The organism is Kitasatospora cineracea, from assembly GCF_003751605.1.
Classification (GTDB): domain Bacteria; phylum Actinomycetota; class Actinomycetes; order Streptomycetales; family Streptomycetaceae; genus Kitasatospora; species Kitasatospora cineracea.
The window spans coordinates 5810427-5832765 of sequence record NZ_RJVJ01000001.1 but is presented as its reverse complement, the minus strand read 5'-3'; the positions used below and the strand labels follow the sequence as shown (position 1 = coordinate 5832765).

Annotated in this window: 26 protein-coding genes and 1 pseudogene; 9 read left to right on the top strand and 18 right to left on the bottom strand. The window is 75.4% G+C overall.

Annotated elements, in window-relative coordinates:
- From EDD39_RS39055 to EDD39_RS26330, 3 genes are all read right to left on the bottom strand, one after another.
- Positions 1-210 carry a hypothetical protein gene (locus EDD39_RS39055; RefSeq protein ID WP_148089526.1) on the bottom strand — a complete coding sequence of 70 codons (210 nt, stop codon included), beginning with the start codon at positions 208-210 and terminating at the stop codon, positions 1-3.
- A gap of 428 nt (positions 211-638) precedes the next feature.
- Complete coding sequence (locus tag EDD39_RS26335) at positions 639-1646, bottom strand: SDR family oxidoreductase (RefSeq protein ID WP_123559929.1); 1008 nt, start codon at positions 1644-1646, stop codon at positions 639-641.
- Position 1647: 1 nt separating this feature from the next.
- A complete protein-coding gene (locus tag EDD39_RS26330) occupies positions 1648-3498 on the bottom strand; it encodes a glycoside hydrolase family 15 protein (protein ID WP_123559927.1) in 1851 nt (616 codons plus the stop codon).
- 160 nt (positions 3499-3658) lie between these two features.
- Here EDD39_RS26330 and EDD39_RS39835 point away from each other — a divergent pair, with 160 nt between their 5' ends.
- Both EDD39_RS39835 and EDD39_RS26325 read left to right on the top strand, forming a co-directional pair.
- Complete coding sequence (locus EDD39_RS39835) at positions 3659-3829, top strand: hypothetical protein (RefSeq protein WP_162870146.1); 171 nt, start codon at positions 3659-3661, stop codon at positions 3827-3829.
- Positions 3830-3989: 160 nt separating this feature from the next.
- Positions 3990-4442, top strand: a complete 453-nt coding sequence (locus tag EDD39_RS26325; protein ID WP_148089525.1) for a tetratricopeptide repeat protein — start codon at positions 3990-3992, stop codon at positions 4440-4442.
- A gap of 10 nt (positions 4443-4452) precedes the next feature.
- Here EDD39_RS26325 and EDD39_RS26320 read toward each other — a convergent pair whose 3' ends face one another.
- Positions 4453-4797, bottom strand: coding sequence for a hypothetical protein (locus EDD39_RS26320; protein WP_123559922.1), 345 nt, complete (start codon positions 4795-4797; stop codon positions 4453-4455).
- Between the two features lie 29 nt (positions 4798-4826).
- Entirely contained in the window at positions 4827-6587 is a 1761-nt protein-coding gene (locus EDD39_RS26315; RefSeq protein WP_244257068.1) for a nickel/cobalt transporter, read from the bottom strand.
- A 318-nt stretch (positions 6588-6905) separates the two neighbouring features.
- Between EDD39_RS26315 and EDD39_RS26310 the strand changes: the two are divergent.
- Positions 6906-7481: pseudogene (locus tag EDD39_RS26310) on the top strand (HoxN/HupN/NixA family nickel/cobalt transporter); the annotation flags it as partial.
- Here EDD39_RS26310 and EDD39_RS42875 read toward each other — a convergent pair.
- The 3 genes from EDD39_RS42875 to EDD39_RS26300 form a co-directional block, all read right to left on the bottom strand.
- Entirely contained in the window at positions 7382-7591 is a 210-nt protein-coding gene (locus EDD39_RS42875; RefSeq protein WP_482796752.1) for a hypothetical protein, read from the bottom strand. The pseudogene EDD39_RS26310 and the gene EDD39_RS42875 overlap by 100 nt on opposite strands.
- 223 nt (positions 7592-7814) lie before the next feature.
- Positions 7815-8459, bottom strand: a complete 645-nt coding sequence (locus EDD39_RS26305) for an alpha/beta fold hydrolase (RefSeq protein WP_123559918.1) — start codon at positions 8457-8459, stop codon at positions 7815-7817.
- Positions 8460-8608: 149 nt separating this feature from the next.
- Positions 8609-9919, bottom strand: coding sequence for an SAM-dependent methyltransferase (locus EDD39_RS26300; RefSeq protein ID WP_123559916.1), 1311 nt, complete (start codon positions 9917-9919; stop codon positions 8609-8611).
- Between the two features lie 230 nt (positions 9920-10149).
- Here EDD39_RS26300 and EDD39_RS26295 point away from each other — a divergent pair, with 230 nt between their 5' ends.
- Together EDD39_RS26295 and EDD39_RS26290 are read left to right on the top strand one after the other, a co-directional pair.
- The gene (locus EDD39_RS26295; protein WP_123559914.1) at positions 10150-10782 is read left to right on the top strand and encodes a carbonic anhydrase; all 633 of its coding nucleotides are present in this window, start codon (positions 10150-10152) and stop codon (positions 10780-10782) included.
- A 216-nt stretch (positions 10783-10998) separates the two neighbouring features.
- A complete protein-coding gene (locus EDD39_RS26290) occupies positions 10999-11739 on the top strand; it encodes an anti-sigma factor (RefSeq protein WP_123559912.1) in 741 nt (246 codons plus the stop codon).
- Positions 11740-11777: 38 nt separating this feature from the next.
- Here the strand turns inward: EDD39_RS26290 and EDD39_RS26285 are convergent, their stop codons facing one another.
- The gene (locus EDD39_RS26285) at positions 11778-12140 is read right to left on the bottom strand and encodes a DoxX family protein (RefSeq protein ID WP_123559910.1); all 363 of its coding nucleotides are present in this window, start codon (positions 12138-12140) and stop codon (positions 11778-11780) included.
- Positions 12141-12358: 218 nt separating this feature from the next.
- Here EDD39_RS26285 and EDD39_RS26280 point away from each other — a divergent pair, with 218 nt between their 5' ends.
- Both EDD39_RS26280 and EDD39_RS26275 read left to right on the top strand, forming a co-directional pair.
- Positions 12359-14023 (top strand): molybdopterin-dependent oxidoreductase, encoded by a 1665-nt coding sequence (locus EDD39_RS26280; RefSeq protein WP_123559908.1) that lies wholly within the window; start codon positions 12359-12361, stop codon positions 14021-14023.
- Positions 14024-14097: 74 nt separating this feature from the next.
- On the top strand, positions 14098-14745 hold the full coding sequence (locus EDD39_RS26275; protein WP_123559906.1) for a fasciclin domain-containing protein: 648 nt from the start codon (positions 14098-14100) through the stop codon (positions 14743-14745).
- Positions 14746-14804: 59 nt separating this feature from the next.
- Here the strand turns inward: EDD39_RS26275 and EDD39_RS26270 are convergent, their stop codons facing one another.
- From EDD39_RS26270 to EDD39_RS26250, 5 genes are all read right to left on the bottom strand, one after another.
- Entirely contained in the window at positions 14805-15047 is a 243-nt protein-coding gene (locus EDD39_RS26270; protein ID WP_123559904.1) for a chaplin, read from the bottom strand.
- A 126-nt stretch (positions 15048-15173) separates the two neighbouring features.
- Positions 15174-16472, bottom strand: a complete 1299-nt coding sequence (locus tag EDD39_RS26265) for a tetratricopeptide repeat protein (RefSeq protein ID WP_123559902.1) — start codon at positions 16470-16472, stop codon at positions 15174-15176.
- 69 nt (positions 16473-16541) lie between these two features.
- The gene (locus tag EDD39_RS26260) at positions 16542-17987 is read right to left on the bottom strand and encodes a DUF4331 domain-containing protein (protein ID WP_123559900.1); all 1446 of its coding nucleotides are present in this window, start codon (positions 17985-17987) and stop codon (positions 16542-16544) included.
- Between the two features lie 490 nt (positions 17988-18477).
- The gene (locus EDD39_RS26255) at positions 18478-18732 is read right to left on the bottom strand and encodes a hypothetical protein (RefSeq protein WP_123559898.1); all 255 of its coding nucleotides are present in this window, start codon (positions 18730-18732) and stop codon (positions 18478-18480) included.
- Between the two features lie 136 nt (positions 18733-18868).
- Complete coding sequence (locus EDD39_RS26250) at positions 18869-19057, bottom strand: hypothetical protein (RefSeq protein WP_148089524.1); 189 nt, start codon at positions 19055-19057, stop codon at positions 18869-18871.
- Between the two features lie 144 nt (positions 19058-19201).
- Here EDD39_RS26250 and EDD39_RS26245 point away from each other — a divergent pair, with 144 nt between their 5' ends.
- Positions 19202-19516, top strand: coding sequence for a hypothetical protein (locus tag EDD39_RS26245; protein ID WP_148089523.1), 315 nt, complete (start codon positions 19202-19204; stop codon positions 19514-19516).
- A gap of 109 nt (positions 19517-19625) precedes the next feature.
- On the opposite strand, the gene EDD39_RS26240 is transcribed toward EDD39_RS26245, so the two are convergent.
- The 4 genes from EDD39_RS26240 to EDD39_RS26225 all read right to left on the bottom strand — a co-directional run bounded on the left by EDD39_RS26240 (position 19626) and on the right by EDD39_RS26225 (position 21702).
- Positions 19626-19928, bottom strand: a complete 303-nt coding sequence (locus EDD39_RS26240) for an Asp23/Gls24 family envelope stress response protein (RefSeq protein ID WP_123559892.1) — start codon at positions 19926-19928, stop codon at positions 19626-19628.
- Positions 19928-20545: a hypothetical protein gene (locus EDD39_RS26235; RefSeq protein ID WP_123559890.1), complete on the bottom strand. Its 618-nt coding sequence runs from the start codon at positions 20543-20545 to the stop codon at positions 19928-19930. Before EDD39_RS26235 ends, EDD39_RS26240 begins: the two co-directional genes overlap by 1 nt.
- Positions 20536-21117 (bottom strand): RNA polymerase sigma factor, encoded by a 582-nt coding sequence (locus tag EDD39_RS26230; RefSeq protein ID WP_123559887.1) that lies wholly within the window; start codon positions 21115-21117, stop codon positions 20536-20538. Before EDD39_RS26230 ends, EDD39_RS26235 begins: the two co-directional genes overlap by 10 nt.
- Positions 21118-21201: 84 nt before the next feature.
- Positions 21202-21702, bottom strand: a complete 501-nt coding sequence (locus EDD39_RS26225) for an Asp23/Gls24 family envelope stress response protein (RefSeq protein ID WP_123560911.1) — start codon at positions 21700-21702, stop codon at positions 21202-21204.
- Positions 21703-21943: 241 nt separating this feature from the next.
- Between EDD39_RS26225 and EDD39_RS26220 the strand changes: the two genes are divergently transcribed.
- On the top strand, positions 21944-22327 hold the full coding sequence (locus EDD39_RS26220) for an STAS domain-containing protein (protein WP_162870145.1): 384 nt from the start codon (positions 21944-21946) through the stop codon (positions 22325-22327).
- The last annotated feature ends 12 nt before the right edge of the window (positions 22328-22339 follow it).

Sequence of the window (22339 nt, the reverse complement as noted above, 5' to 3'; positions counted from 1 at the left end):
TCAGCTGCTCAACGGCGTGAAGCCGAGGAGCCAGGCCAGGGCGCCCGCCGCACCGCGGGCGAAGTCCCGCTCGTCCGCCGCCCGGCCCGGTTCGTGCGCGGCTCGGAGCGCGGTGCGTTCCTCGACGGCCAACTCGAGGTCGTGGAGTTCCTCGTGCAGGGCTCCCGTGAACGGCGCGGGGCTGTCCCCGGCAAGGACCCACTCGTACACGGCAGCGGCTCCCCCGGCTCGGGGCGACTCGGTGGCGCAGGCGATCACCAGGGCTTCGGCGCATCGCACTTCCCTGCGGGTGCGTACACCGATGTAGTCCTGCAGGGTTCTCGCGGGCACGGGCTCACCTCCCGTTTCTGGTCGAAGAGGGGGCTCCGGCGGGTCACCGCCGCCGGCGGGACGTACGGGCCCATTGGACATGGAGCCTGGCCGATGCCCGTGCAGGTCCCAAGCGGCGTGGCGGCAGGATGTCCGGAAGGCCTACCGGTCGCGCTGGTCTGAGGCGCCGGGCACGAGGCGGCTCACCGGCTGTACGGAGCTGACCTGCCGTAGCGGGAAACCCTGAGCGGCCGGATGTGGTCCCCCGTCGGGGAGGGGCGGGGCTTCCCGCGGCGTCCTCCCCCCCCTGGCCCGGGCGCCGGGTGCCGTCACCTCCGCCGCCTGGCGACGGCCAGGCCGGCGGCCGCGCCGAGCAGCACGCCGGTCAGGGCGGTGAGGGGCCCGATCCGCTGCGAGGCCCAGAGTTGGGGGCTGCGGGAGTGCGCCCGGTCGTCGAAGACCCCGTGGGCCCCGTGGTCGGTTCCGTGCTCCCCGTCGACCGGCTGCCAGAGGTTGTTCGGCCGGTCGGGGTCCTGCTGTTCCCCGGTCTGCTGGGAGTCGTAACCGGTGCGGGCGAGGTAGCGGTCGAGCAGCGGCGCGGCCGCCTTCTGCCCGAGGATGGTGGCGACCGTGCTCGCGCCGACCCAGTACTGCTTGCGCCCGGGGTGGTCGGCGGCGTAGGCCACGGCGCGGGCGCAGACCTCGGGCTGGTAGATGGGCGGCACCGGCTGGGGGTGGCGCGGCAGGCGGGAGAGCACCCAGGAGAACTGCGGGGTGTTGACGGCGGGCATCTGGACGACGGTGACGCGCACGCCGCTGCGGTCGTGGAGGAGTTCGCACCGCAGGGACTCGGTGAAGCCGTTGACGGCGTGCTTGGCCCCGCAGTAGGCGGACTGCAGGGGGATGCCGCGCGCGCCCAGGGCGGAGCCGACCTGGACGATCGTCCCCCGGCCGCGGGGCTTCATCCGTTCCAGGGCCGCCATGGTGCCGTGCACGTAGCCCAGGTAGGTGACCTCGGTGACCCGTCGGAACTCCTCCGGGCTGATCCGGTCGAAGGGCGCGAAGACGGAGGTGAAGGCGACGTTGATCCACACGTCGATCGGGCCGAAGCGGTCCTCGGCGCGTTCGGCGGCGGCGGCGACCGCCTCGTGGTCGGCGACGTCGGTGGGGACGGCGAGGGCGGTGCCGCCGGCCTGCTCGACCTCCCGGGCCGCCGCTTCCAGTCCGGTGCTGCCGCGGGCGAGGAGGACGACGTTGGCGCCCCTGCGGCCGTAGAGCTGGGCGGTGGCCCGGCCGATGCCGGCGCTGGCTCCGGTGATCACCACGGTCTGGGTCATGTCACTCCGATCGGGTCGAACCGTCGAGGGGGAAGGAGCGTTCCGTGCCGCCGGGCGGCGGGCCCGGCAGGTCCGGCAGGTCCGCGGGCAGGAGTCCCGCGCATTCGAGGAGCAGGGCGTGGACGAACGCCTGCGGCAGGTTGCCGCGCAGTTGGCGCTGCCGGATGTCGTACTCCTCCGCGAGGAGGGCCGCGGGTCCGCACGCCGCCCGGTTGCGCTCGAAGTGCCGGACCGCGCGGTAGTCGTCGCCCTGGTGGTGCTCGGCGAGGGCCAGCGCGAAGCCGCACAGCAGGAAGGCGCCTTCGCTGTCCTCCAGCGGCCGCTGGTCGTGGCGGTAGCGGTAGACGTAGCCGTCGTCGCCGAGGTGTTCGCGGACCGCCCGGACGGTGGCCGAGGTGCGCGGGTCGGCGGCCGGCAGGGCGCCGCGCACCGGCGGGAGCAGGAGCGCGGCGTCGGTGCGCCGGTCCTGCGGGGCGCGCTGCCAGTACCCGTCGGGGTGCAGGCAGGTGCGCGAGGTCTCCGCGAGGATCGCGTCGGCCAGGGTCGAGCAGGTGGTGGACGCCCCACCGGTGACGGAGGTCGCGGCGACGCGCAGTCCGGCCACGCAGGCCAGGCGCGAGTGCGTCCAGTGCCGGTCCTCCAACTCCCAGATGCCGGCCTCGGGTTCGCCCCAGCGCTGCCCGATCGCCGCGACGGCACTCTGCAGGGCGCGCCGGCCGTCGGTGTCCAGGCGGTCCAAGGAGGCCGCCGCGGCGAGCAGTTGCAGCGCCTCGCCCAGCGCGTCGAGCTGGAACTGCTGGTTGACCCAGTTGCCGATCCGGTCCCCGCCGCCGGGGTACCCGGGGAGGTCGAGCGTGCGCTCGTCGGGCACCGCGCCCCCGCCGCAGGTGTACGCCGGTTTCAGCCGCGGCCCGTCCTCCAGGAGCCGGGCCGTCACGAAGCGCACCGCCGAGTCGAGCAGCACGGTGTCCTCGACCGAGGCCGCGGCGAGCCCGGCGTAGCACTGGTCGCGGATCCAGGCGTAGCGGTAGTCGTAGCTGCGCCCGGTGTCAGCCCGCTCGGGCAGGCACATGGTGGCGGCGGCCGCCATGCCGCCGCCACCGGTGGTCAGGCCGCGCAGGACGGCGTGGGAGTGCAGGGCGTCGCGGGGCGCGATCGTGTGCGCCAGGGCGGGGCGGTTGCGGGCCCAGGCGGTCTCGGTAGCGCGCCAGGCCGCGTCCGGTTCCACCGGCTCGCGGGGCAGGGCGGCCGCGGAGAGTTCCAGGACGAGGTCGTGGTGCCGGCCGGCGGGAACGGTCACCTCGCACCGCAGCGCCTCGCCGGGCCGTCCCGGGGCGCGTCCGGACGGCGTGGCCCCGGCGGCCCCGCTCCAGCGCCAGCGCAGTTCTCCGGTGCGCCCGCTCCACACCCCGTCGTTCAGTTTCAGGTGGTGACTGCCGTGGCGTCCGAAACCGGCCCGCGGGTCCAGGACGACGCGCACCCGCGCGTCCCCGTCGACGGCAGTGATCCGGCGCAGGAGGACGGCGCGGTCCGGGTCGCCGGGGAAGGCGAGCGCCTCGCGGCACTCGACGGCGCCGTCGGTCGTCATCCACCTGCTGTGCCAGATCAGGGTTCCGTGCTCGTAGGAGCCGCCCCACACGTGGCGCTCCTCGCACGGCGTGACCGTGTACGTCCCGCCGCCACCGATCAGGGACGAGAACACGGCGTCGGACTCCCACTTCGGGGCGCACATCCAGGCCAGGTCGCCGTGCGGGCCGACCAGCGCCCCTCGCTCGCCGTCGGCCAGCAGCGCGTACTCCCGCAGGACGTGCGGGCGCGGCACCAGGTCGGCGCCGCCGGGTTCCTCGGCCATGGTCCTCCTCCCGTGCCACCGAACGCCGGAGCCCACCCGTACCGTGTGACGGGCCGTCACGGTGACGTGTACCGGTTCGACGGTACGCGGACCGGGCCGCTCGCGCGGGCGCGGCACCGGCGAGTCGGCGTTCCCCGGTGACGGGTGCCGCCGCCGCCTCATGCCCGCCGCCGTCACCACCGTCCTCGGCGTCGGTCTGTTCCTGGCCGGCGGCCTCGGCCTTACCCCGCAGGGCGGCGACGGCCCCGCCGCCCAGGAGCGGCCCGCCGGGCAGGACAGCGCGGACACCGGCCCGGGCGCGGAGATCCGCGGCCTGCAGGACCACCCCTAAGGAGGCGCCCGGCGACGCACAGGCACTGGCCGCCCTCGGCCTGGCCTACGTCCAGCGGGCCAAGGCCACCGCCGACCCGTCCTACTACCCGAAGGCGGAAGCCGTCCTCGCCCGGTCGCTGAGCGCCGAACCCGCCGAGAACTTCACCGCCATGGCGGGCATGGCCAGCCTGGACTCCGCCCGGCACGACTTCGCCGCGGCCCTCGACTGGTCACGGAAGGCCATCGCGGTCAACCCCGACAACTCCACCCTCTACGGGACCCTCGCCGACGCCTGCACCCAACTCGGCCGCTACCCCGAGTCGTTCGACGCGGTGCAGCGCATGGTCGACCTCAAACCGGGCACCCCGTCCCCGGCCCGCGCCTCCTACGCCTGGGCCCTGCACGCCAACGGCCGTGACGCGGACGCCCTGCGGCAGTCCGACGAGGTGCTCGCGCTCGGCACCCGCAACGCCCTCTTCCGCTACCACCGCGCGGTGGTCCTGCGCGCGCTCGGCCGGGACGACGAGGCCCGCACCGAGTTCGGGACGGCACTGGGGATCAACCTGGCCTTCCACCCGCTGCACGCCCCCGCCGCCCGCGCGGCCCTGGCCGAGCTCGCACCGACGGGCTGAGCGGGCCGTCCTACCTCTTCGCGTCCTGCGGCGGCAGGCGGCTCGCGTCGCCGCCGAGCGTCGTGTACAGCTCCGTCCAGCGGCGGTCGGTGTCCGTGGGCGGCTCGCCGTCGCAGTACGCCTTGGTGCCGTTGGCGGTGTAGAACCGCATCATCTCCAGCACCGCCCGCGGATCGGACTGCTGCCCGCTGGTGTACTTGCCGCCCGGTTCCTGTTGCTGGTGCTGGAGGCAGGTCGGTGACGGCGTGCCGGGCTGGGCGTCGAAGCTCCCGTCAGGCTTTCCGCCGCCGCACCCCGTGAGCAGCGCGGCGGTGACGGCGAGGAGCAGGAACGGGCGGGTGCGGCGGATGTCCACGGCGGTCGTCCTCCGGTGGGTGTGGGCGTTCACAGGGTGGCGGGCAGGCTGCGGACGACCAGTCCCAGCCCGACGATCAGGATCAGCGATGCGGTGATCAGGGCGCTGTACGGGGCGATCCGGTGGAGCCGCCCGGCGATCGGCCCGGCCTGCACCGCGCCGAGCCGGTCGCCGACCCGGACCAGGAGCAGGCCGACGGCGGTGAGGGTGGCGGCCATGCCCACGCCGTAGGCGACCACCAGGGCCGCGCCGAACAGCGTCCGGCCCAGCGCGACCGCGCCCAGCAGCACCACCAGCGCGGACGGGCTGGGCACGAGGCCGCCGGCGATCCCGAGGCCGATCAGGTTGCGCCGGCTCGTCGGGGCGGGATCGTGCCGGTGGCCGCCGAACAGCCCGTGGCGGTGGCCGTGGTGACCGTGCGCCAGGTCGCCGGCGCGACCGTGGACGTGCGGATGGCCGTGGCCGTGGCCGTGGCCGTGATCGTGGTCGTGGCCGTGCGGGTGCTCGTGATCGTGGTGGTGCGGGTGCTCGTGGTCGGCGACGGCCGTGCGGGCGTGGACGTGGTGCGCATCGGGGCCGGCGCGGTGGCCGTCCGGTTCGGGGTGCGGGTCGTGGTCGTGCGGGGTGCCCGCGGCGTGGGCGGCCGCATGGGCGAGTTCCCTGGCCTCGGTGTCGTCGGGGATCGGCTGGGGGTGCGGGAGGTGGCTGTGCGCGCGGGCGTGGCGGGAGCGGCGGACGGCATCGCGCAGCAGCCCCGCGCCGACGACGGCAACCAGGGCGCCGCTGAGGACGCCCAGCCAGCCCAGCAGCACGTCGCCGGCCAGCGAGGAGAAGGTGGTCAGGCACAGGCCGATGACCATGACCCCGGCGGTGTGGGTCACCGTGACGGTCGCTCCGACGGTGACGGCGTCGCGGGTCCTGCCCCGTCGGCCGGCCAGGTAGGCCGCCATCACGGTCTTGCCGTGTCCGGGCAGCAGCGCGTGTCCGGCGCCGAGGACGATCGACAGCAGGACCGCGAGCAGGCCCAGGGGGAGGGTCAGCCGCTCGGCGGCGCCGATGCCGGTGAGTCGGGCGTCCAGGCCGGCCAGCCAGGCGGTCGGCCCGGAACCGTCCGCCCGGACGGCGGCCGCCCCCGCGGGCACGGCCGTGCCGCCCGGCCGGGCCAGGAACCGGGCGCGGGTGACGCCGCTCGGGCTGTCCAGCAAGTTCCTCGGGTAGTCCCGCAGTTGCTCGGACACCGACTCGGCGGGGACGTCGGAGTCCTCCAGCGTCACGCCGTCGCCGCGGGCGGTGATCTCGTTCCACCCCACCCGGCCCGGGTCGTTCCCGGCGTCCACCCGGATCGGGCTCCCGTCTGCGGGCAGGTGCAGGTCGGCCCGGAGCACGCACTCCAGGCGGCTGGTGCGCAGCCCGGCGGAGCCGTCCTCGTAGCGGAACTGCGCCGAGTCGGCCTGCCAGGTCAGCGGCGTCGCGTCCTGACTTGCCGTCACCTTGAGGTGTTGCGCCGTCAGGCCGCACTGTTCGGCGGCCCAGGCCGCGCGCTCGGCGTCGTCCGCGGTGCCGTTGCCGTCCCGGTCGACCTTCGGCTGTTCCTGGAGGGTGGGGATCTCGGCGGCGTCGGTGACGGCGAGGACCTCGACGGCGTCGGGCCGGACGGTGAGGCCCAGGTAGTGGTTGAGAGAGAAGTTTCCCAGCGGGTGGGCGGCGGCGACCGGCGCCGCAACACCGGTCAGCAGGAAGGCGATTGACGCGCCGACAGCTGTTCGGACGAGGAGTCGAGGGACCGCCACGCTGGGCCTCCGGATGCGGGGCCGGTCGCCGCGGCGGTGAGGCGCGGCCCGGCGGGGAGAGGAACGGGGCCATGACGGGCCCGGGGTCACCATCCCGGCTCCACGGCCCCGGGGAGGCCGCCGCCATGCGGCCTGCCGGAGAATTCACCCGCGCGGGGCAACGTCCGCACCTGCCGGGTGCGACGTCGGCGGGGCGCCCGCGCCGCACCTCCCCGCGCCCCCGGCGCGCCCAGTGACACGGCCGCTTGTTGCCCTGATAGGGCAACTACGAGTGGGACGCGCCCAGGCGACCGCTCGCCCCCCGTTGGAAGGACGCCCATGGCCTCCTCATCCGTCGTCCCCTGCCCTCCGCCGTCCGGGCCCGGCCGCGTCCGGCCGTCCGTCACCCGCCGGGAGTGGCGGCACCTGGGCGGGATGGCGGCGTTCATCGCCGCCCTGCACCTCGTCGGCTGGGGCGTCCTGGTGCTCGTCGTCGTCCCCGAGCACCACGCCGTCGGCACCGGGAGCTTCGGCCTCGGGATCGGCGTCACCGCCTACACGCTGGGCATGCGGCACGCCTTCGACACCGACCACATCGCCGCGATCGACAACACCACCCGCCGGCTGATGGAGCAGCGCCGCCGTCCGCTGTCCGTGGGCTTCTGGTTCTCCCTGGGGCACTCGTCCGTCGTCTTCGGCCTCGCCGTCCTGCTCTCCCTGGGCGTCAAGGCCCTGGCCGGGCCGCTCCAGGACGACGGGTCGCGCCTGCACCGGGTGACCGGGCTGATCGGCACCGCCGTCTCCGGCTCGTTCCTCTACCTGATCGCCATCGCCAACCTGGTCGTCCTGGTGGGCATCTGGAAGGTGTTCCGCCGGATGCGCTCGGGGCAGCTGGACGAGGCCGCGCTGGAGGGACAGCTCGACAAGCGCGGCTTGATGTCCCGGCTGCTGAACCGGGTGACGCGGTCGGAACCGTCGAACTCCTCGGCCTGCTCGGCCTGCTCGCCGACAAGCTCGCCCTGCACGGACCGTTCTGGGGCTGGGTCTCCGGGCTCGACCTCAACGCGGTCGGCTTCGCCATCGTCGGCCTGTTCCTCGCCACCTGGCTGGTCGCGCTCGCCGTGTGGAAATTCGCCCGGGTCGAGCAGCGCTGGGACGCCCCCGCCGTGGCCGACGCCCTGCTGCCGGCCACCACCGAGACCTGAGCACCGGGCGCACGGCCCCGGGACTCCCCCGGGCGGGACGGCGTCACGACGTGCCCGGTGGCAGGTCCGGCAGCGGCTCCCCCTCGAGGATCGCCGTGACCGAGCGGGCCGCGAGACGCTGCCAGGCCCCGGCGCCGCTGACCATGGCGTGCCCGCCCCGGGGCATCTCGACGAACCGCACCTCGGCGCCGGCCCGCCGGGCCCGGGCCGCGAAGGCGCGGGAGCCCTCCGCGCTGGTGACGCGGTCGGACGGGTCGTGCAGGATCACGAAGCGCCTGCCGCGCAACTGCCCCACCGGGTCACCGGGTTGGCACCACGGCGCCAGCAGGACCGCGCCGAGGACCTGCGGGTGGCCGGCGACGGCGAGCGCCGCCCGTCCGCCCATGGAGTGCCCGAGCAGCACGACCTTCACGTCGGGCGCCCGGAACGCGATCTCCCGCAGGACCAGGGCCGCGTCGGCGACGGGGTGCGCGTGTCCGCCGTTCCACCCCCGGTAGCGGTACCTCACCTCGACCTCCGCGAGCGAGGGGTCGGCGGCCAGGCGGCGGACCGCCGCGCCGAAGGCCCGCATGCGGAGCCTGGCCAGTCCCAAGCGGGGCTGGCGGGCGAGGCTCTCGGCCCGGCCGCCGTGCAGGACGAGCAGCACGGAGCGGGTACCGGCGGGGAGGTGAGCGGTGTGAGGGGGCATGGGGCTCTTCGTCGTGGCGGTCTGCGCACCGGTCCGCGTCCGGAGCGGTGCGGATGGTGGCGTCGGCGGTCCGGGCGTCGTCGCACGCGGCCTCCCGGGGGCGCCGTCCCGTTCCCGGGGGCTGCGGGTCCGGCGCAGGTGCCGGCGGATCAGTTCCCGTACCACTCGGCGGGCCTGACGGGTCGATCGGCGTCGCCGGGGCGGCGGGCGAGGAGTTGGTCGACGCCCATCCGTCCCTCGGCGAAGGCCAGCGAGCTCCCGGCCAGGTAGAGCTCCCACAGCCGTACCGCGGGCCGTCCGACCAGGGCGTCGAAGCGGTCCCGCTGCTGCGTGAGGGTGGCCCGCCAGGCGTCGATGGTGCGGGCGTAGTGCGGGCGCATCGCCTCGGTGTGCAGCACCTCCAGGCCCGCGTCCTCGATCAGGTCGACGGTCTGCCCGAGCGGGCGCATGTGCATGTCCGGGGCGATGTACGCCTCGATGAACGCGCCGCCGCCGGGCGCCGCGGCGCCGCGCGACATCTGCTGGACCAGGAGCCGGCCGCCGGGGCGCAGCAGGGCGTGCAGGCGGGCGGCGAAGTCGGGGTACTGGTCCTTGCCGACGTGTTCGCCCATCTCCACGCAGCTGACGGCGTCGTAGGCGTCCGCGGCGATCTCCCGGTAGTCGCACTGGCGGACGTCGACCAGGTCCGCGACGCCCGCCTCGGCCACCAGGGTGCGGGCGTGGGCGTGCTGGCGGGCGGAGAGTGTGACGGCGGTGACCCGGGCGCCGTGGTGGACGGCGGCGTGCCGGGCGAGCGCGCCCCAGCCGCAGCCGATGTCGAGCAGGCGCGCGCCGGGGCGCAGGTCGAGCTTGCGGCAGATCAGGTCGAACTTGGCTTCCTGGGCGGCCTGCAGGGGCTGGTCGTCCGAGGTGTAGTAGGCGCACGAGTAGGCCATGGCCGGTCCGAGCAGCAGGGCGTAGAACTCGTTCGACAGGTCGTAGTGGTGGCTGATCACCGCCCGGTCGCGGCCCCGGCTGTGCAGGGCCCCGCGGACCCGGGCCCGGCCGCCGGGCCGGGGCGGCGGCGGCCCGACCACGCCGAGCCTGGCGGCCGCGGCCGCCAGGGCGGGCCAGCTGCGCGGCGCCGGACGCCCGACCGGCCGTCCGGCGAGGCCCCGGTGGACGGCGGACAGCGCCTCGGCGAGGTCGCCCTCGACGTCGAGCTCCCCGCTGATCCAGGCGTCGGCCAGGCCGAGTTCGCCCGGCTGCCACAGCAGCCTGCGCAGCGCCCGGCGGTGGCGCACCAGCACCCGCGGCCCGTCCGCCGGGCCCGTCGTCGAGCCGTCCCACAGGCGCAGGGCGAAGGGCGGCGGCCCCGCGAACAGCTCGTGGAGAACGGGTTCGAACACATCGGCGGCGCTCGCCCGGGCGCCCCTGCGCTGTCCGGGTACCCGACTGTCCTGGGTCTTGGGTGCGGTCATCGTTTGCCCTCCGTCGGACGAGGCCGGGCGGCCCTCGGCTGTTGCCTTCTCCCTGTGTTCGGAGCGGCGCAGGGCGCGGATCGGTCGCTCTGCTCCGTCGGGGTGCGGACGGAGTCGCACGGCATCTCCGCCTTGGGCACCGGGGGCCGTGAAGGCCGAGCGGGCCGGCCCCTCAGCCGTCCGGCGGCCCTGCGGGAAGGCGCCGGCGCGCCGACCGTACGCTGTCGGGCATGACCGATGATCAGATGATGACCGCTGCTGACGCCTTCGCCGCCCTGCTCGCCGGCAACCGCCGCTTCACCGACGGCACGCCCCTGCACCCCAACCAGGACGCCGCCCGGCGGGCCGAGACCGCGCCCTCCCAGCGTCCGTTCGCGGTCCTGCTGGGCTGCTCGGACTCCCGGCTCGCCGCCGAGATCATCTTCGACCGCGGCCTGGGCGACCTGTTCGTGGTCCGCACCGCCGGGCACGTCCTGGGCGCCGAGGCGCTGGGCAGCATCGAGTACGGCGTCGCCCTGCTCGACTGCCCGCTGGTCGTCGTCCTCGGCCACGACTCCTGCGGGGCGGTCGCCGCGGCCCGGGGAGCGGTGGAGGAGGGCGCCGCCTACAACGGATACGTCCGCGACCTCGTCGAACGCGTCACCCCCAGCGTGCTGGCGGCGCGCGGCGCCGGGCGCACCGGCGACCACGACTTCATCGACGTCCACGTGGAACAGACCGTCGACGTGCTGCTGGAGCGCTCCCGGGTGCTGGCCGACGCCGTCGCAGCGGGGCGCACCGCCGTGGTGGGCCTGTCCTACCAGCTCTCCGACGGCGCCGCGCGCCTGGTCACCGCCCGTGGCCTGGAGGGCCTGCCGGCCTGATCCGCCGGGCCAGCCGCTGCCCAGCCTGCCGGGCACCGGGATGCCCGTCACCCGTCGGCGTCCGGAAGCCGCTGCGGGTGCCGGGCAATCCGGTGTCCGGCCTGCTCCGAACATGGTGGTGTCGGGATCGTTTGTCGTGCTGCGAGGTCGGGGCGGTGGTGGAGGGCTGATGGGCACGGTCAAGACCCGGATGCGCGACTGCCTGGGGGTAGGAACATGAGCACCGCCGACCTGCACACCCTGACCGGCGCGTACGCCGCCCACGCCCTGGAGGCCGACGAGTCGCGGCGCTTCGAGGAGCACCTGGCGGACTGCCCGTCCTGCGCCGCGGAGGTCGCCGAGTTCCGCGCGACCCTGGCCCGGCTGGGGTCCGCCGAGAGCACGGCGCCGCCCGCGTCCCTGAAGGCCGCGGTACTGGCCGCGCTGCCCACGGCCCGCCAGCAAGCACCGGCCCTCGCCCCGCGGGCGGCCGGGAAGCGGCCGGGAGAGCGGCGGTGGTGGAGGCTCGCCCTCGCCGCCTGCCTGGCCGCCGCCCTCACCACCGGGGCCGTCGCCGTCCAGCAGCACCGGGAGGCCGACCGGGCCCGCGCCCGGGCCACCGCCCTCCAGCAGCAGCAGGACCGGTTCGCGGACCTGCTGACCGCCCCCGACGCCCGCACCGCCACCGCCGCCGCCACCGGCGGGGCCGGCGCCGGGACGGTCGTGTGGTCCCACTCCCGCGCCCGGGCGGGGTTCCTCGCCACCGGACTGCCGGACCCGGCGAACGGCCGCACGTACGAGCTGTGGTTCGCCGACGGCGACGTGATGCGCCCGGCCGGGCTCATGCCCGGCGGCAACGGCGCCCTCCTGCTCACCGGCTCACCGAACGGGGCCGACGGCGTCGGCCTCACCCTCGAACCCGCCGGCGGCTCCGAACACCCCAGCGGAGCACCCATCATGCTGCTCCCCCTGTCCTGACCGGCCGCCAGCCCCCGTCAGCCCCCGTCAGGCCCCGGTCAGCCCCGGGCCACCCGGACCGCCCAGGCGACCAGCGGCGCCTGCAGCGGCAGCCGGGCGAGGGCGGCGGCCCGCTGCGGGGCCGGGCGGTGGCGCCAGTCGTAGGCCATCTTCACGTTCGCGGGGAAGAGCGCCGCGAACAGGCCCGCGGCCGCCAGCGCTCCCGCCCGGCGGCTGCGCGGCAGGAGCACGGCCGCACCGACGGCCAGCTCGGCGACACCGCTCACCCGGGTCCAGGTCCGGGGCGAGCCGGGCAGGCTCCGCGGGACGATCGCGTCGAAGGGCCGCGGAGCGGCGAAGTGCGCGACTCCGGCGGTCAGCAGCAGCCCTCCCAGCAGGCGGGCGGAACGGTCGGATGCCATCGGCGCTCCCGGTGCGTGTCGGCGAAAGATTTGCTACCGAAGAGTAGCTTCGGCCGCCCGGCAGCGGAACACCGCCGGCCAACCGGCACCACGGACGGAGATGCAGCTCGTTACCGGAGCTGATCCCGGAACAAGCGAACCCCGCCGCCGATTCCACCCGATCGGACGATCAGGCGACTTCGACCAATCCGGCCCCACCGGCGCCCCGAACCGCAGATGTGACAGATGAACCGACTCCCCCCGCCGCGGCGCCCGGCCGCCGCCACCGCGTCCTGCGTGCCGCCGGGGCGGCCGCGATCGGCCTCGCGTCCGCGGTGGCGGCGCTGGGCGCGGGCGAGTTGGTCGCGTACGCGACGGGGGCGCCGACCGCGCCGGTGATCGCGGTCGGCTCGGCGGCGATCGACCTGACGCCGACTCCGCTGAAGGAGTACGCAGTCCGCACCTTCGGGACCCACGACAAGCCGGTGCTGCTGGGCGGCATCTACCTGACGATGGCGCTGCTCGCCGCGCTGGCCGGCCTGCTGGCGGTGCGCCGTCCGGCCGCCGGGGCGGCGGTCTTCGGGGTCTTCGGCGCCCTCGGCGCCTGGGCGGCCCTGTCGCGTCCCGGCGCGGCCGCCGCCGACTGCGCCCCGTCGATCGTCGCGGGCCTGGTCGGTGCCACGGCCGTCCTGCTCCTGGCCCGGCTGTACCGCCGGGCACTGTCCACCGCCGCCGCGCCCCGTCCGGGGGCAGCGGAAGGTGAGGGGCCGGAGAAGGCGGCGGAAGGGCCGGAGGGCGCCGGACCCGAAGTTCCGCCGCAGCCGGTCGGGTTGACGGGCCGGCGGACGGTACTGGCCGCCACTGCGGGGACCTTTGCGGTGGGTGCGCTGGCCGGAGTCGGCGGACGCGTCCTGACCGACCGCCGCTTCGACGTCACCGCCGCCCGCGACGCCGTCCGGCTCCCGGCGCCCGCCGAGCCGCTGCCGCCGCTGCCGGCCGCCGTGCACCCGCGCGTCCCGGGCCTGTCGCCGTTCACCACCCCGAACGCCGACTTCTACCGGGTCGACACCGCACTCACCCTGCCCCGGATCGACCCGCGCGACTGGGCGCTGCGCATCCACGGCCTGGTGGACCGCCCACAGGTGATCACCTTCGACGAACTGCTGCGCGAGCCGCTCGAAGAGCTCGACTACACCCTCTCCTGCGTCTCCAACGAGGTCGGCGGCCCCTACGTCGGCACATCCCGCTGGCTGGGCGCCCCGCTGCCCGCGCTGCTGCGCCGCGCCGGGGTCCGGGCCGGGGCGGACCAGCTGGTGGGGCGCTCGAAGGACGGCATGACCATCGGCACCCCGCTGGAGTCCGTCCTGGACGGCCGCCGCGCGCTGCTCGCCCTCGCCATGAACGGCGAGGCGCTGCCGCTCGCGCACGGCTTCCCGTGCCGCAGCCTGGTGCCCGGCTTCTACGGCTACACCTCCGCGACGAAGTGGCTCATCGACCTGGAGGTCACCGCCTTCGCCGCCTTCGACCCCTACTGGGTGCGGCGCGGCTGGGACCGCACCGGCACCGTCCGCACCGCCTCCCGGATCGAGGTCCCCGCGCCGTTCGCCAAGGTCCCCGCCGGAGAGGTGGACGTCGCCGGGACGGCCTGGGCCACCCACCGCGGCGTCGCCGCCGTGGAGGTCCGCGTCGACGGCGGGCCCTGGCAGCCGGCCGAACTGGCCGCCGACGCCGGGCCCGACCTGTGGCGGCAGTGGTCCTACCGCTGGCCCGGCGCGGCCCCCGGCACCCACCGCATCGAGGTCCGCGCCACCGACGCCACCGGAGCGGTGCAGCCCGAACAGCGCGCCACGCCCTTCCCCGCCGGAGCGACGGGCTGGCACAGCACCGTCGTCACCGTCACCTGACCACCACCGAACCCCCTGACCAGCACTCAGCCATCCACCAGCACCACTTCACCCGTACCGAGGAGTACTCCACCATGTCCGTCACCACCCGCCGTTCCCTGTCCGCGCTGTTCGCTGCCGGCGCCCTGGCCCTCACCCTGGGCGCGTGCAGCAGCAGCGGCGGTTCCAGCTCCAGCTCGTCCTCCGCCTCGGCGGCGGCCTCCGGCTCCGCCGCGATGTCGAGTCCCACCGACTCGGCGGCGATGGCCGACCAGCCGTTCGGCGCGGCCTGCGCCGCCGTGCCGAAGGACGGCGCCGGATCGTTCACCGGCATGGCGAAGGACCCGGTCGCCACCGCCGCGTCCAACAACCCGCTGCTGTCCACCCTGGTGACCGCCGTCAAGCAGGCCGGCCTGGTCGACACCCTCAACTCGGCCCAGAACATCACCGTCTTCGCACCCACCAACGACGCCTTCGCCAAGATCCCCAAGGCCGACCTGGACGCGCTGCTCGCCGACAAGGCCAAGCTCACCAAGGTCCTCACCTACCACGTCACCCCCGAGCGCCTGGCCCCCACCGCCCTGGCCGGCACCCACAAGACCCTGGAGGGCGCCGACCTCACCGTCAACGGCACCCAGCCCGACTTCACCGTCAACAACAACTCCAAGGTCCTGTGCGGCAACGTCCAGACCGCCAACGCCACCGTCTACATCGTCGACACCGTCCTGATGCCCACCTCCTGACACCCGGCGGACACGTAGGCGGGCCCGGTGAGCTCCGGGCCCGCCTGTGGTGTGCCGGGTCAGCCCACGTTGGCGCAGGAGTTGCCGAACGCCGGGTTCAGCGCGCCGATGACGCTGACGGTGTTGCCGCACAGGTTGACCGGGACGTGCACCGGGACCTGGATCAGGTTGCCGGACAGGACGCCGGGCGAGCCGGCGGCGACGCCCTCGGCCCCGGCGGACGCGGACGCGACCCCGGCGGTGCCGAGCACGGCGGTCGCGGCCAGCACGGTCAGGGCGAAGTACTTGCGGGTGTCGGACATGTCGACTCCTCGGTATCGGAAGAGGGCGCCGCCCCGGGTGGGGCGGCACCGGTGATTCGGGGTTCTCGAGACGGTGGCGTGGTCGTGGGGCGGTCTTTCACCCCATCGGGTGTCCCGGGTGCGGGGTCAGGGGGTGAGCGCAGCCAGTGCGGAGCGGGCCTGCGGCGCCTGGAGCGGGTTGAACTGCGGGTCGGTGGCCAGGGCCTGCGACAGGTCGGTGCGGGCGTCGGCGGTGCGGCCGAGGGCTCGTTCGATCTCGCCGCGGTGGTAGTGGAACAGGGCGTCGCGCCAGCCGTGGGCGAGGGCGAGGTCGGTGTAGCCGAGGGCTTCGCGGTCGGCGCCGGTGCGGTGCAGGGCCCAGGCGAGGGCGTCGGCGACCAGGGGGTGGTGGCGGCGGGCCCATTCGGCCCGTAGCAGGCGGACGGCGGTGGCGGGGTCGTCGTGGTCGGCCTCGAACTGGCCGAGCGTCAGGTCGTCGACGACGCCGTTCGCGGCGGCCAGGTCGGCCTCGGCGCGCAGCAGCCGGTACTGCTCGGCGGCCTGTTCGCGGTGGCCGAGGGACTCGTGGAGTTCGCCGAGTTCGAGCAGGTACTGGGGCAGCGGCACCTTGGCGGCGGCCTGGGCGTAGTGGGCGAGGGCGTCGTCGGTGCGGCCGAGGGCGGCCTCGGCGCGGGCCTGTCCGGCCAGCGCCGGGGTGAAGGCGGGGTCGGCGGCCAGGGCGCGGCGGTATCCGTCGAGGGCGTCGGCGGTGCGGCCGGAGTTCCGGTCGAGTTCGGCGATCTGGTGGAGGCAGAACGCCTTGTCGGCGGGGTCGTAGGCGTCGGCGAGGGCCCGGTGCAGGGCGGCCGCGGCGTCCTCGGGGCGGCCGTGCTGTTCGAGGTCGTAGGCGGCGCGGGTGAAGGACGCGGCGCCGGGGTGCAGGTCGAGCAGGTGCTGGGCGGCGTCGGTGGCGCCCGCGTCGTCGCCGAGCTGGGTGCGGGCGTCGGTGAGGACGGCCCACGCCTGCCAGTGCAGCGGGGCGGTGTCCAGGGCCCGCCGGGCCTGGTCGGCGGCCTCGGCGAACAGGTGGCGGGCGTTGGCGAGGGCGCCGAGGCCGGTGAGCGCGTCGGTGTTGCCGGTGGGGGCGAGGGCGAGCGAGCGGTGCAGGGCCTCGTCGGCCTTCGGGTAGTACGAGGCGTCGGCGGTCAGTCGGGCCTGTTCGACGTACTCGCCGCCGAGCCGCGCCCAGGCGGCGGCGTCGTCGGGGCGGGCGCGCAGGTGCTGCTGGTCGGCGCCGATCGCGGCGGCGAGGGCGCCGCCCGGTGGCGGCGCGGCGGGGTGGGCCGGTGCGGTGGGGGCCTGGTGCGGCGGGCCGGTCAGACCGCCGGCCGCGGCGAGGCCGCCGCACAGCAGGACGGTGGCGAGGACAAGGGGGAGACGGCGCACGGGAGTCGGTTCCTCGGTCGGCGGCACGGCCGGCGGCGGCCCCGGCTGCCGGGGCCGCCGCGCGGGCGGTCACTTCTGGTTGACGGCCTTGTCGTAGGGCAGGGCCAGGTAGGGGAACGTCGCGCCGAACGGCCGGTCGGGGCCGTTGACCTTGTCGCCCGCGGCGAGGGCCTGGACGAACTTGCCGGGGGTGGCGCCCTCGACGACCTGCAGGGCGATGTCGACGACGTCGTCGCCGAGGCGGCGGCCGTTGGGGAAGCCCTGGAAGTCGCCGTCGAGGACGCCGAGGCGGTCCGGCTTCGGCGTCACCGGGGTGGACATGTTCAGCCGCAGCTCCTCGGCGGGCACGAACCGGTTCGGGTCGATGTCCCGGTTCATCAGCTGGGAGTTGAGGTCGACGGCGAGCGGGCCGTTGGCGGCCTTGGCGATGCCGGTGAGGAAGATCTCCTGCAGGTCGGTGCGCGGCGCGGCGGGCGCGGGCAGGCCGTAGACCGCCTGGACGAGCTTGGGCACCTCGGGGTCGAGGACCTTGGCGACCACCGCGGGCTGGTTGTGGTCCTCGGACGGGGGCAGCGCGTTGAACGCGTCCTTCAGCCCGGCCGGGACGACGACCTCGTTGACCAGCGGGTTGCCCAGCCGCGAGACCTGCACGTACGGCCCGACCGGGTCGGCCTTGCCCGGGCCGAGCTTCATGCTCTGCTTCTCGGTGCTCGACCAGACGCCGATGACGGGGTTGCGGGCCGGGTCGCCCTTGTACGCGAGGCGGCTCTTGGGGATCTGCAGGGCCACGGAGTTGACGTTGTACCCGGCCAGGGTGTTCTGGCCGACCTCGGAGAGGTTGCCGCCGTACAGCAGGTCGAAGACCCGCAGGTCGAGGAAGAACGGGTCGGCGGCCTGGGTGGCCACCGTCTGTCCGCCGCCCGGGAGTTGGACGGTGGCCTGCTGCCGCAGCCGCCCGTAGTCGGGCATCGAGGCCCGGCCGGTGTCGGACGGGGCGACCTGGCCGTGCTCGACCAGGGTCACCGGGTCGCAGCCCGGGTGGAGCTCCTGGAGCGTGTAGTACTGGCGGAAGCGCAGGGTGTCGTCGGTGAGGTTGTTCACCGGGCCCTTGTCGTAGAGGAAGGTGTCGGTGCCGCGCAGGTCCTCGGTGTGGAAGGTCCAGCGGTAGGTGACGTCGGGGTGCCCGGTGCCCTGCGAGTCGATGTTGACGTCGTAGTGCGCGCCGTCCGCCCACGGGTAGAAGTTCGGGCCGCCGTTGGGCTCCTGGAACGGCAGCCAGTTGGCGATCAGCGTGACCGTGTCGGGGTTGTCGGGGCTGGTGAAGGCGTACACGTCGGTGTTGTCGACCTGCGGGTCGGCGGCGATCAGCGGCGCCTCGCGGTGGCTGGACGCCGCCGATGTCCCGGCGCCGGTGCCGAGCAGGGCGGTGCCGGCCATGCCGAGGGCGAGGGCGGTGAGGACCGCGGCCCCGCGGGCCGCCGAGCTGCGACCCGGGGATCGACGAAGAAGGCTCATCAAGGAGTCTCCGATTTCCTTGTCAGGAACGGTCGTTCGCATCCGTGGCGAATGCGGAACGTACGGACGTCGTGCGGCGGGTCGGCCGACACGTACTGTCCTCCGCCCTCCGACCCGGTTCGCCGCGAACCGGCCTCCGGCGTGCCGCGATCACCCTCGCGGCCCAGCGGCGTCACTCGTCCGGCCGGACGGGGCGCCCGCGCCCACCCGTCCCCTTCTCGCCACCTGGTCCGCCCCCGGACCTGCGACCCCTCCGGCCACCAGCTCCGCGGGCGTCCCGGAACCGGCTCCGCCCACCTCGATCCGCGCCGCCCCGGGCCCCGTTGGGCCGATCGGGTGAATACCTCCGGTCGGCACCAAGCCGGCTGACGCCCCCCTGCGAACAACAGGTGTGCGCGAAGCCAGGGTCGGCCATCTCGCGCACAGCGGGGACGGGACTCTTCGGCTGGCACCACGGGTCCCGTCCCCGGCCTTTCAAGGCCGGGTCACGTCACAGGACGACCAGCCCGAGGCCCAGCAGACCGTGCCCGTAGCCGTAGTTCGACGGTTCCCAACTGGTCTCGCTGCAGTGGTAGTGCTCGCTGTCCGTGTACGAGACGTGCTCCGTGGAGGCGGACGTCTCGTGGCTGTAGGACTCCTCCACGTGGCTGCCCGCCGCGAACGCGAACCCGGCCGCGGGAACCGCCACCGCTCCGGCGGCCAGCAGGGAGACGGCGACGGTACGCGCGATGCGCTTGCTCGTCATCGACCTCTTCGGTCGGTCGGACGGCCGGTGCTGTCCGCTGCCCGCGACGCTACGGACCCTCCCGGAGGGGCGCTCGCCGGGTCGGGACCAGGTGGCCCACCGGCTGCACGGCACGGGTGCCCCGGCCCGAGCGGGTCTACCCGGCCTCGGTCGACAGGTCGGGGAGCCGGTGGTCGGCCGAGTCGCCCAGGGCGTTTCGGAGTTCGGGCATCCGCAGGGTCACGAGCCGGCGCCAGCGCCAGAGCGACTCGACGGCGTACGCGGCCCGGAGGCCGCCGAGCAGCAGGAGGCGCTCGGCCGGGTGCCATCCGGGCTGCGCGGCCACGGGTTCGAGCACACCGGCGCTGACGTCCCGGTAGATCCGGATCTCCGTGCGAGCGGCCCGGCGCAGGGCGGTGCGGATCAGCGGGCCGTGGCCCTCGCCGGTGAGGTCTTGCAGGTCAGGAGCACGAGCGATACCGGAAGCACCATGACCCGAACGACCTACGGATTCAGCCCGTCCCTCCTGCGCGACCTGTGCTCGGCAACCGACGCCACCGTTGCGGACCTCGCCGACGCCGCCCGGATCAGTACAGGTGAACTGCGCTGCCACCTGGCCGGGGAATGCGGGGAACCCGCACCCGAAGTGCTCCTGAGACTCGCATCTGCGCTGAGCGCCCTGCCCGGGCAACTGTGCAGCGTCACCGACGAACGTCTGGCCTCCGACACCGAGACGACCCGCTCGCACTGGCACACCGTCGGACACCACCGACCGACGCTCCCCTGGTGGTCCCCGCCCGACTGAAGAGCGTGCGGGAAGCGGACACCGCACCCAGCCCGGTGTCCCCCGAACCCGCATCGGCCCGGCAGCCGCGGGAGGCAGCAGCGCCGACGGCTCGGTCACCGCCGTGCGGTCAGGCCAGGGCGCTGACCACCACCTGCACCCGTGCGCCGTCCAGCCCGGGCCGGCCGGCCAGGACGGCGGTGACCCGCTCGCGGACGGTGCGGGCGGTGGTGGCGGCCCGGTGGCCGGGGCGGACCGCGATCCACACCTCCACCGTCGCCGGGGCGGTGGGGCGCAGGCGGACGCCGCCGCTGTGCCGGCCGCCGGCGGCCAGGCGGTGCACGAGGCGGGGGCTCAGGTAGGCGACGCCCGGGACGTCGGCGACCAGGGCGGCGATCTCCTCCTCCAGTCTGGTCCTCTCCTCGGACCGCATCAGGTTCCTCCGTTCCCCGGGAGCAGGTCCCGCACGGTCACGTCGACCTGGCGGAGCGTCAGGCCGACGCGGAGGGCCGCGGCCTCGGCGACGGCGGCCCGGACCAGGACGGCGGTCTGCGGGAGTGGGCGGCGCAGGTCGGCGAAGACCTCGATTTCCGCCCGCAGCGGGCCGCGCGGCAGGCGGCGGTCGGCTGCGGGCGGCCGGGGCGCGGGGCGGCGCTCGTCGAGCGGGGCGATGCGGCAGCGGCCCGCGCAGACGCCGGGCAGCGCGTCGATCGCGGCGCGCAGCGCGCCGGCGGCCGCGGCGGTGGTGATCCACTCCTCGTCGTCCGGTTCGCCGAGCGGGACGAGCGGGCCGGGGCGCAGTTCGGTGCGCACCGCCGCCATGACGCGGTCGAGGAAGGCCGGGTCGGGTGCGGGGGCGCTGTCCTCGTCGAGTGCGGTGCGGACGGTGTGTTCCAGTGCCTCGCGGGCGGTGAGGGCGGCGCGGCACTCGGGGCAGTCGTGGTGGCCCGGGGCGGGGCGGCCGGTGTCCCAGAGGTCGGCGAGGTCGGCGCCGCAGGGCAGGGTCTCGGTGTCGGGGCCGCCGTGGTCGTCGGGGTCGGTCAGCGCCATGGGGCCATCACCTCCGTCAGCTGTCGGCGGGCGCGGAAGATCCGGCCGCGCACCGCGGGTTCACCGGTGCCGGTCACTTCGGCGATCTCGTCGTAGGACAGGCCGTGCAGTTCGCGCAGCACCCAGCATGCCCGCTGCTCGGGGGTGAGGGTGGCCAGCGCCGCCCGCAGGTCGCGGGCCGAGGCCCGGGACTCGGCCGCTCGCTCCGGGGAGGCGGCCGGGTCGGGGCTGGCGGGCTCGCCGGTCGCCTCCAGCGGCAGCTCGGCGCGGCGGGCCCGCAGGGTGTTGAGGCAGCGGTTGGTGACGATCCGGTAGAGCCAGGTGCCGAAGGCCGCCTCGCCCCGGAAGTCCGGCAGGTGGCGCCAGGCGGTCAGGCACGCCTCCTGGACGTCGTCCTCGGCCGCGACGGGGTCGCCGAGCAGGCGGGTGGCCAGGGCCAGCATCCGCGGGGTGTGACGGCGCATCAGCTCGGCGTAGGACTGCTGGTCTCCGTCGGCCGCGCGCGCGACCAGCGCCAGGTCGGGCAGGTCGTCCGCGGGCGGGCGGGGAGCGGAGGGGTGGGGTGGGGGCATCGCGTGTCCGTCGGGCCGGGAGGGGGCGCCCGTTGCGGGCGGGCGGGGCGCGGTGCGCCCCGCCCGGGCCAACGCCGCAGGCCGCTAACGGACACGGGTGGCGTCGGGTTCGCCGGTGTCCTCGTCCTCGTCGGGGAGGTGGACGTCCACCACGTTGACGTTCACCTCGACCACCTGCAGGCCGGTCATCCGCTCCACCGCGCCGATCACCTCCTCCCGGACGTCGGCGGCGACCTCGGCGATCGAGACGCCGTACTCGACCACCAGGTCGAGGTCGACGGCGGCCTGCTTCTCGCCGACCTCGACCTTGACGCCGCGGGTGACGCTGCCGGCGGAGCGGCCGCCGGGGACCCGGTCCCGGACCGCGCCCAGGGCCCGGGTCAGGCCGGCGCCGAAGGAGTGCACGCCGTCGACCTCGCGCGCGGCCATCCCGGCGATCTTGCCGACCACCTGGTCCGCGATCGCGGTACGCCCCTGCCCGGTGGACGGCGGCGGGTCGGCGACGGCTGCGGGCGCGGTCTCCCGGGCGGCCGGGACCGTGGTGGCGGGCTCCGCCGCCGGGATGCGGGGGGCGGTTGCGGTCATGGGGTCCTCCTCGAAGGGGTTCTCGCGGTTCGCCTCCTTGGACACCGGGACCGGTCGCTTCCTCACGCGTCCGGCGCGGAATTCCCCCCGCAGCGGTGGCGGCCGACCGACCGGCGCACCTGATTCACCCTCAGGAGTGAGCGCCGGGGCGTGAGGAACGCCCGCCGTCCCGTGTCGAACGGGCAGGAGCGCACCGAATGCGGTGCCCGTCGGATCCCGCCAGATGAGGAGACCCCCCGCCATGACCGTCCTGCTGCCCGCCGTCCGGACCGACCGCTTCCACGGTGAAGGCGTTCCCTGCCTGCGGTTCCACTGTCCGGTGGAGCAGGTGGGGAACGGACTGGCCCTGGCGCCGTGCGGAGACCTCGACCGGACGGCGCTGCCCCTGCTGGCCGGGCCGCTCTACCGGATCGGGCCGGGCACCGCCTGGGTGCACCTGGACCTGAGCGCCGTGGGCTTCATGGACTCCAGCGGGCTCAGCTTCCTCACCCGCCTCCAGCGGCGCTGCCTCAGGGCCGGTGCCCGCCTGGAGGTGGCGGGCCTGCGCCCCCAGCACCTCCAGGTGCTCGACCTGGCCGGCTACGCACTGCTCGTCCCGGTCCAGGGCCGACCCGCCGCCGTCTGAGGAGGTCCCGCA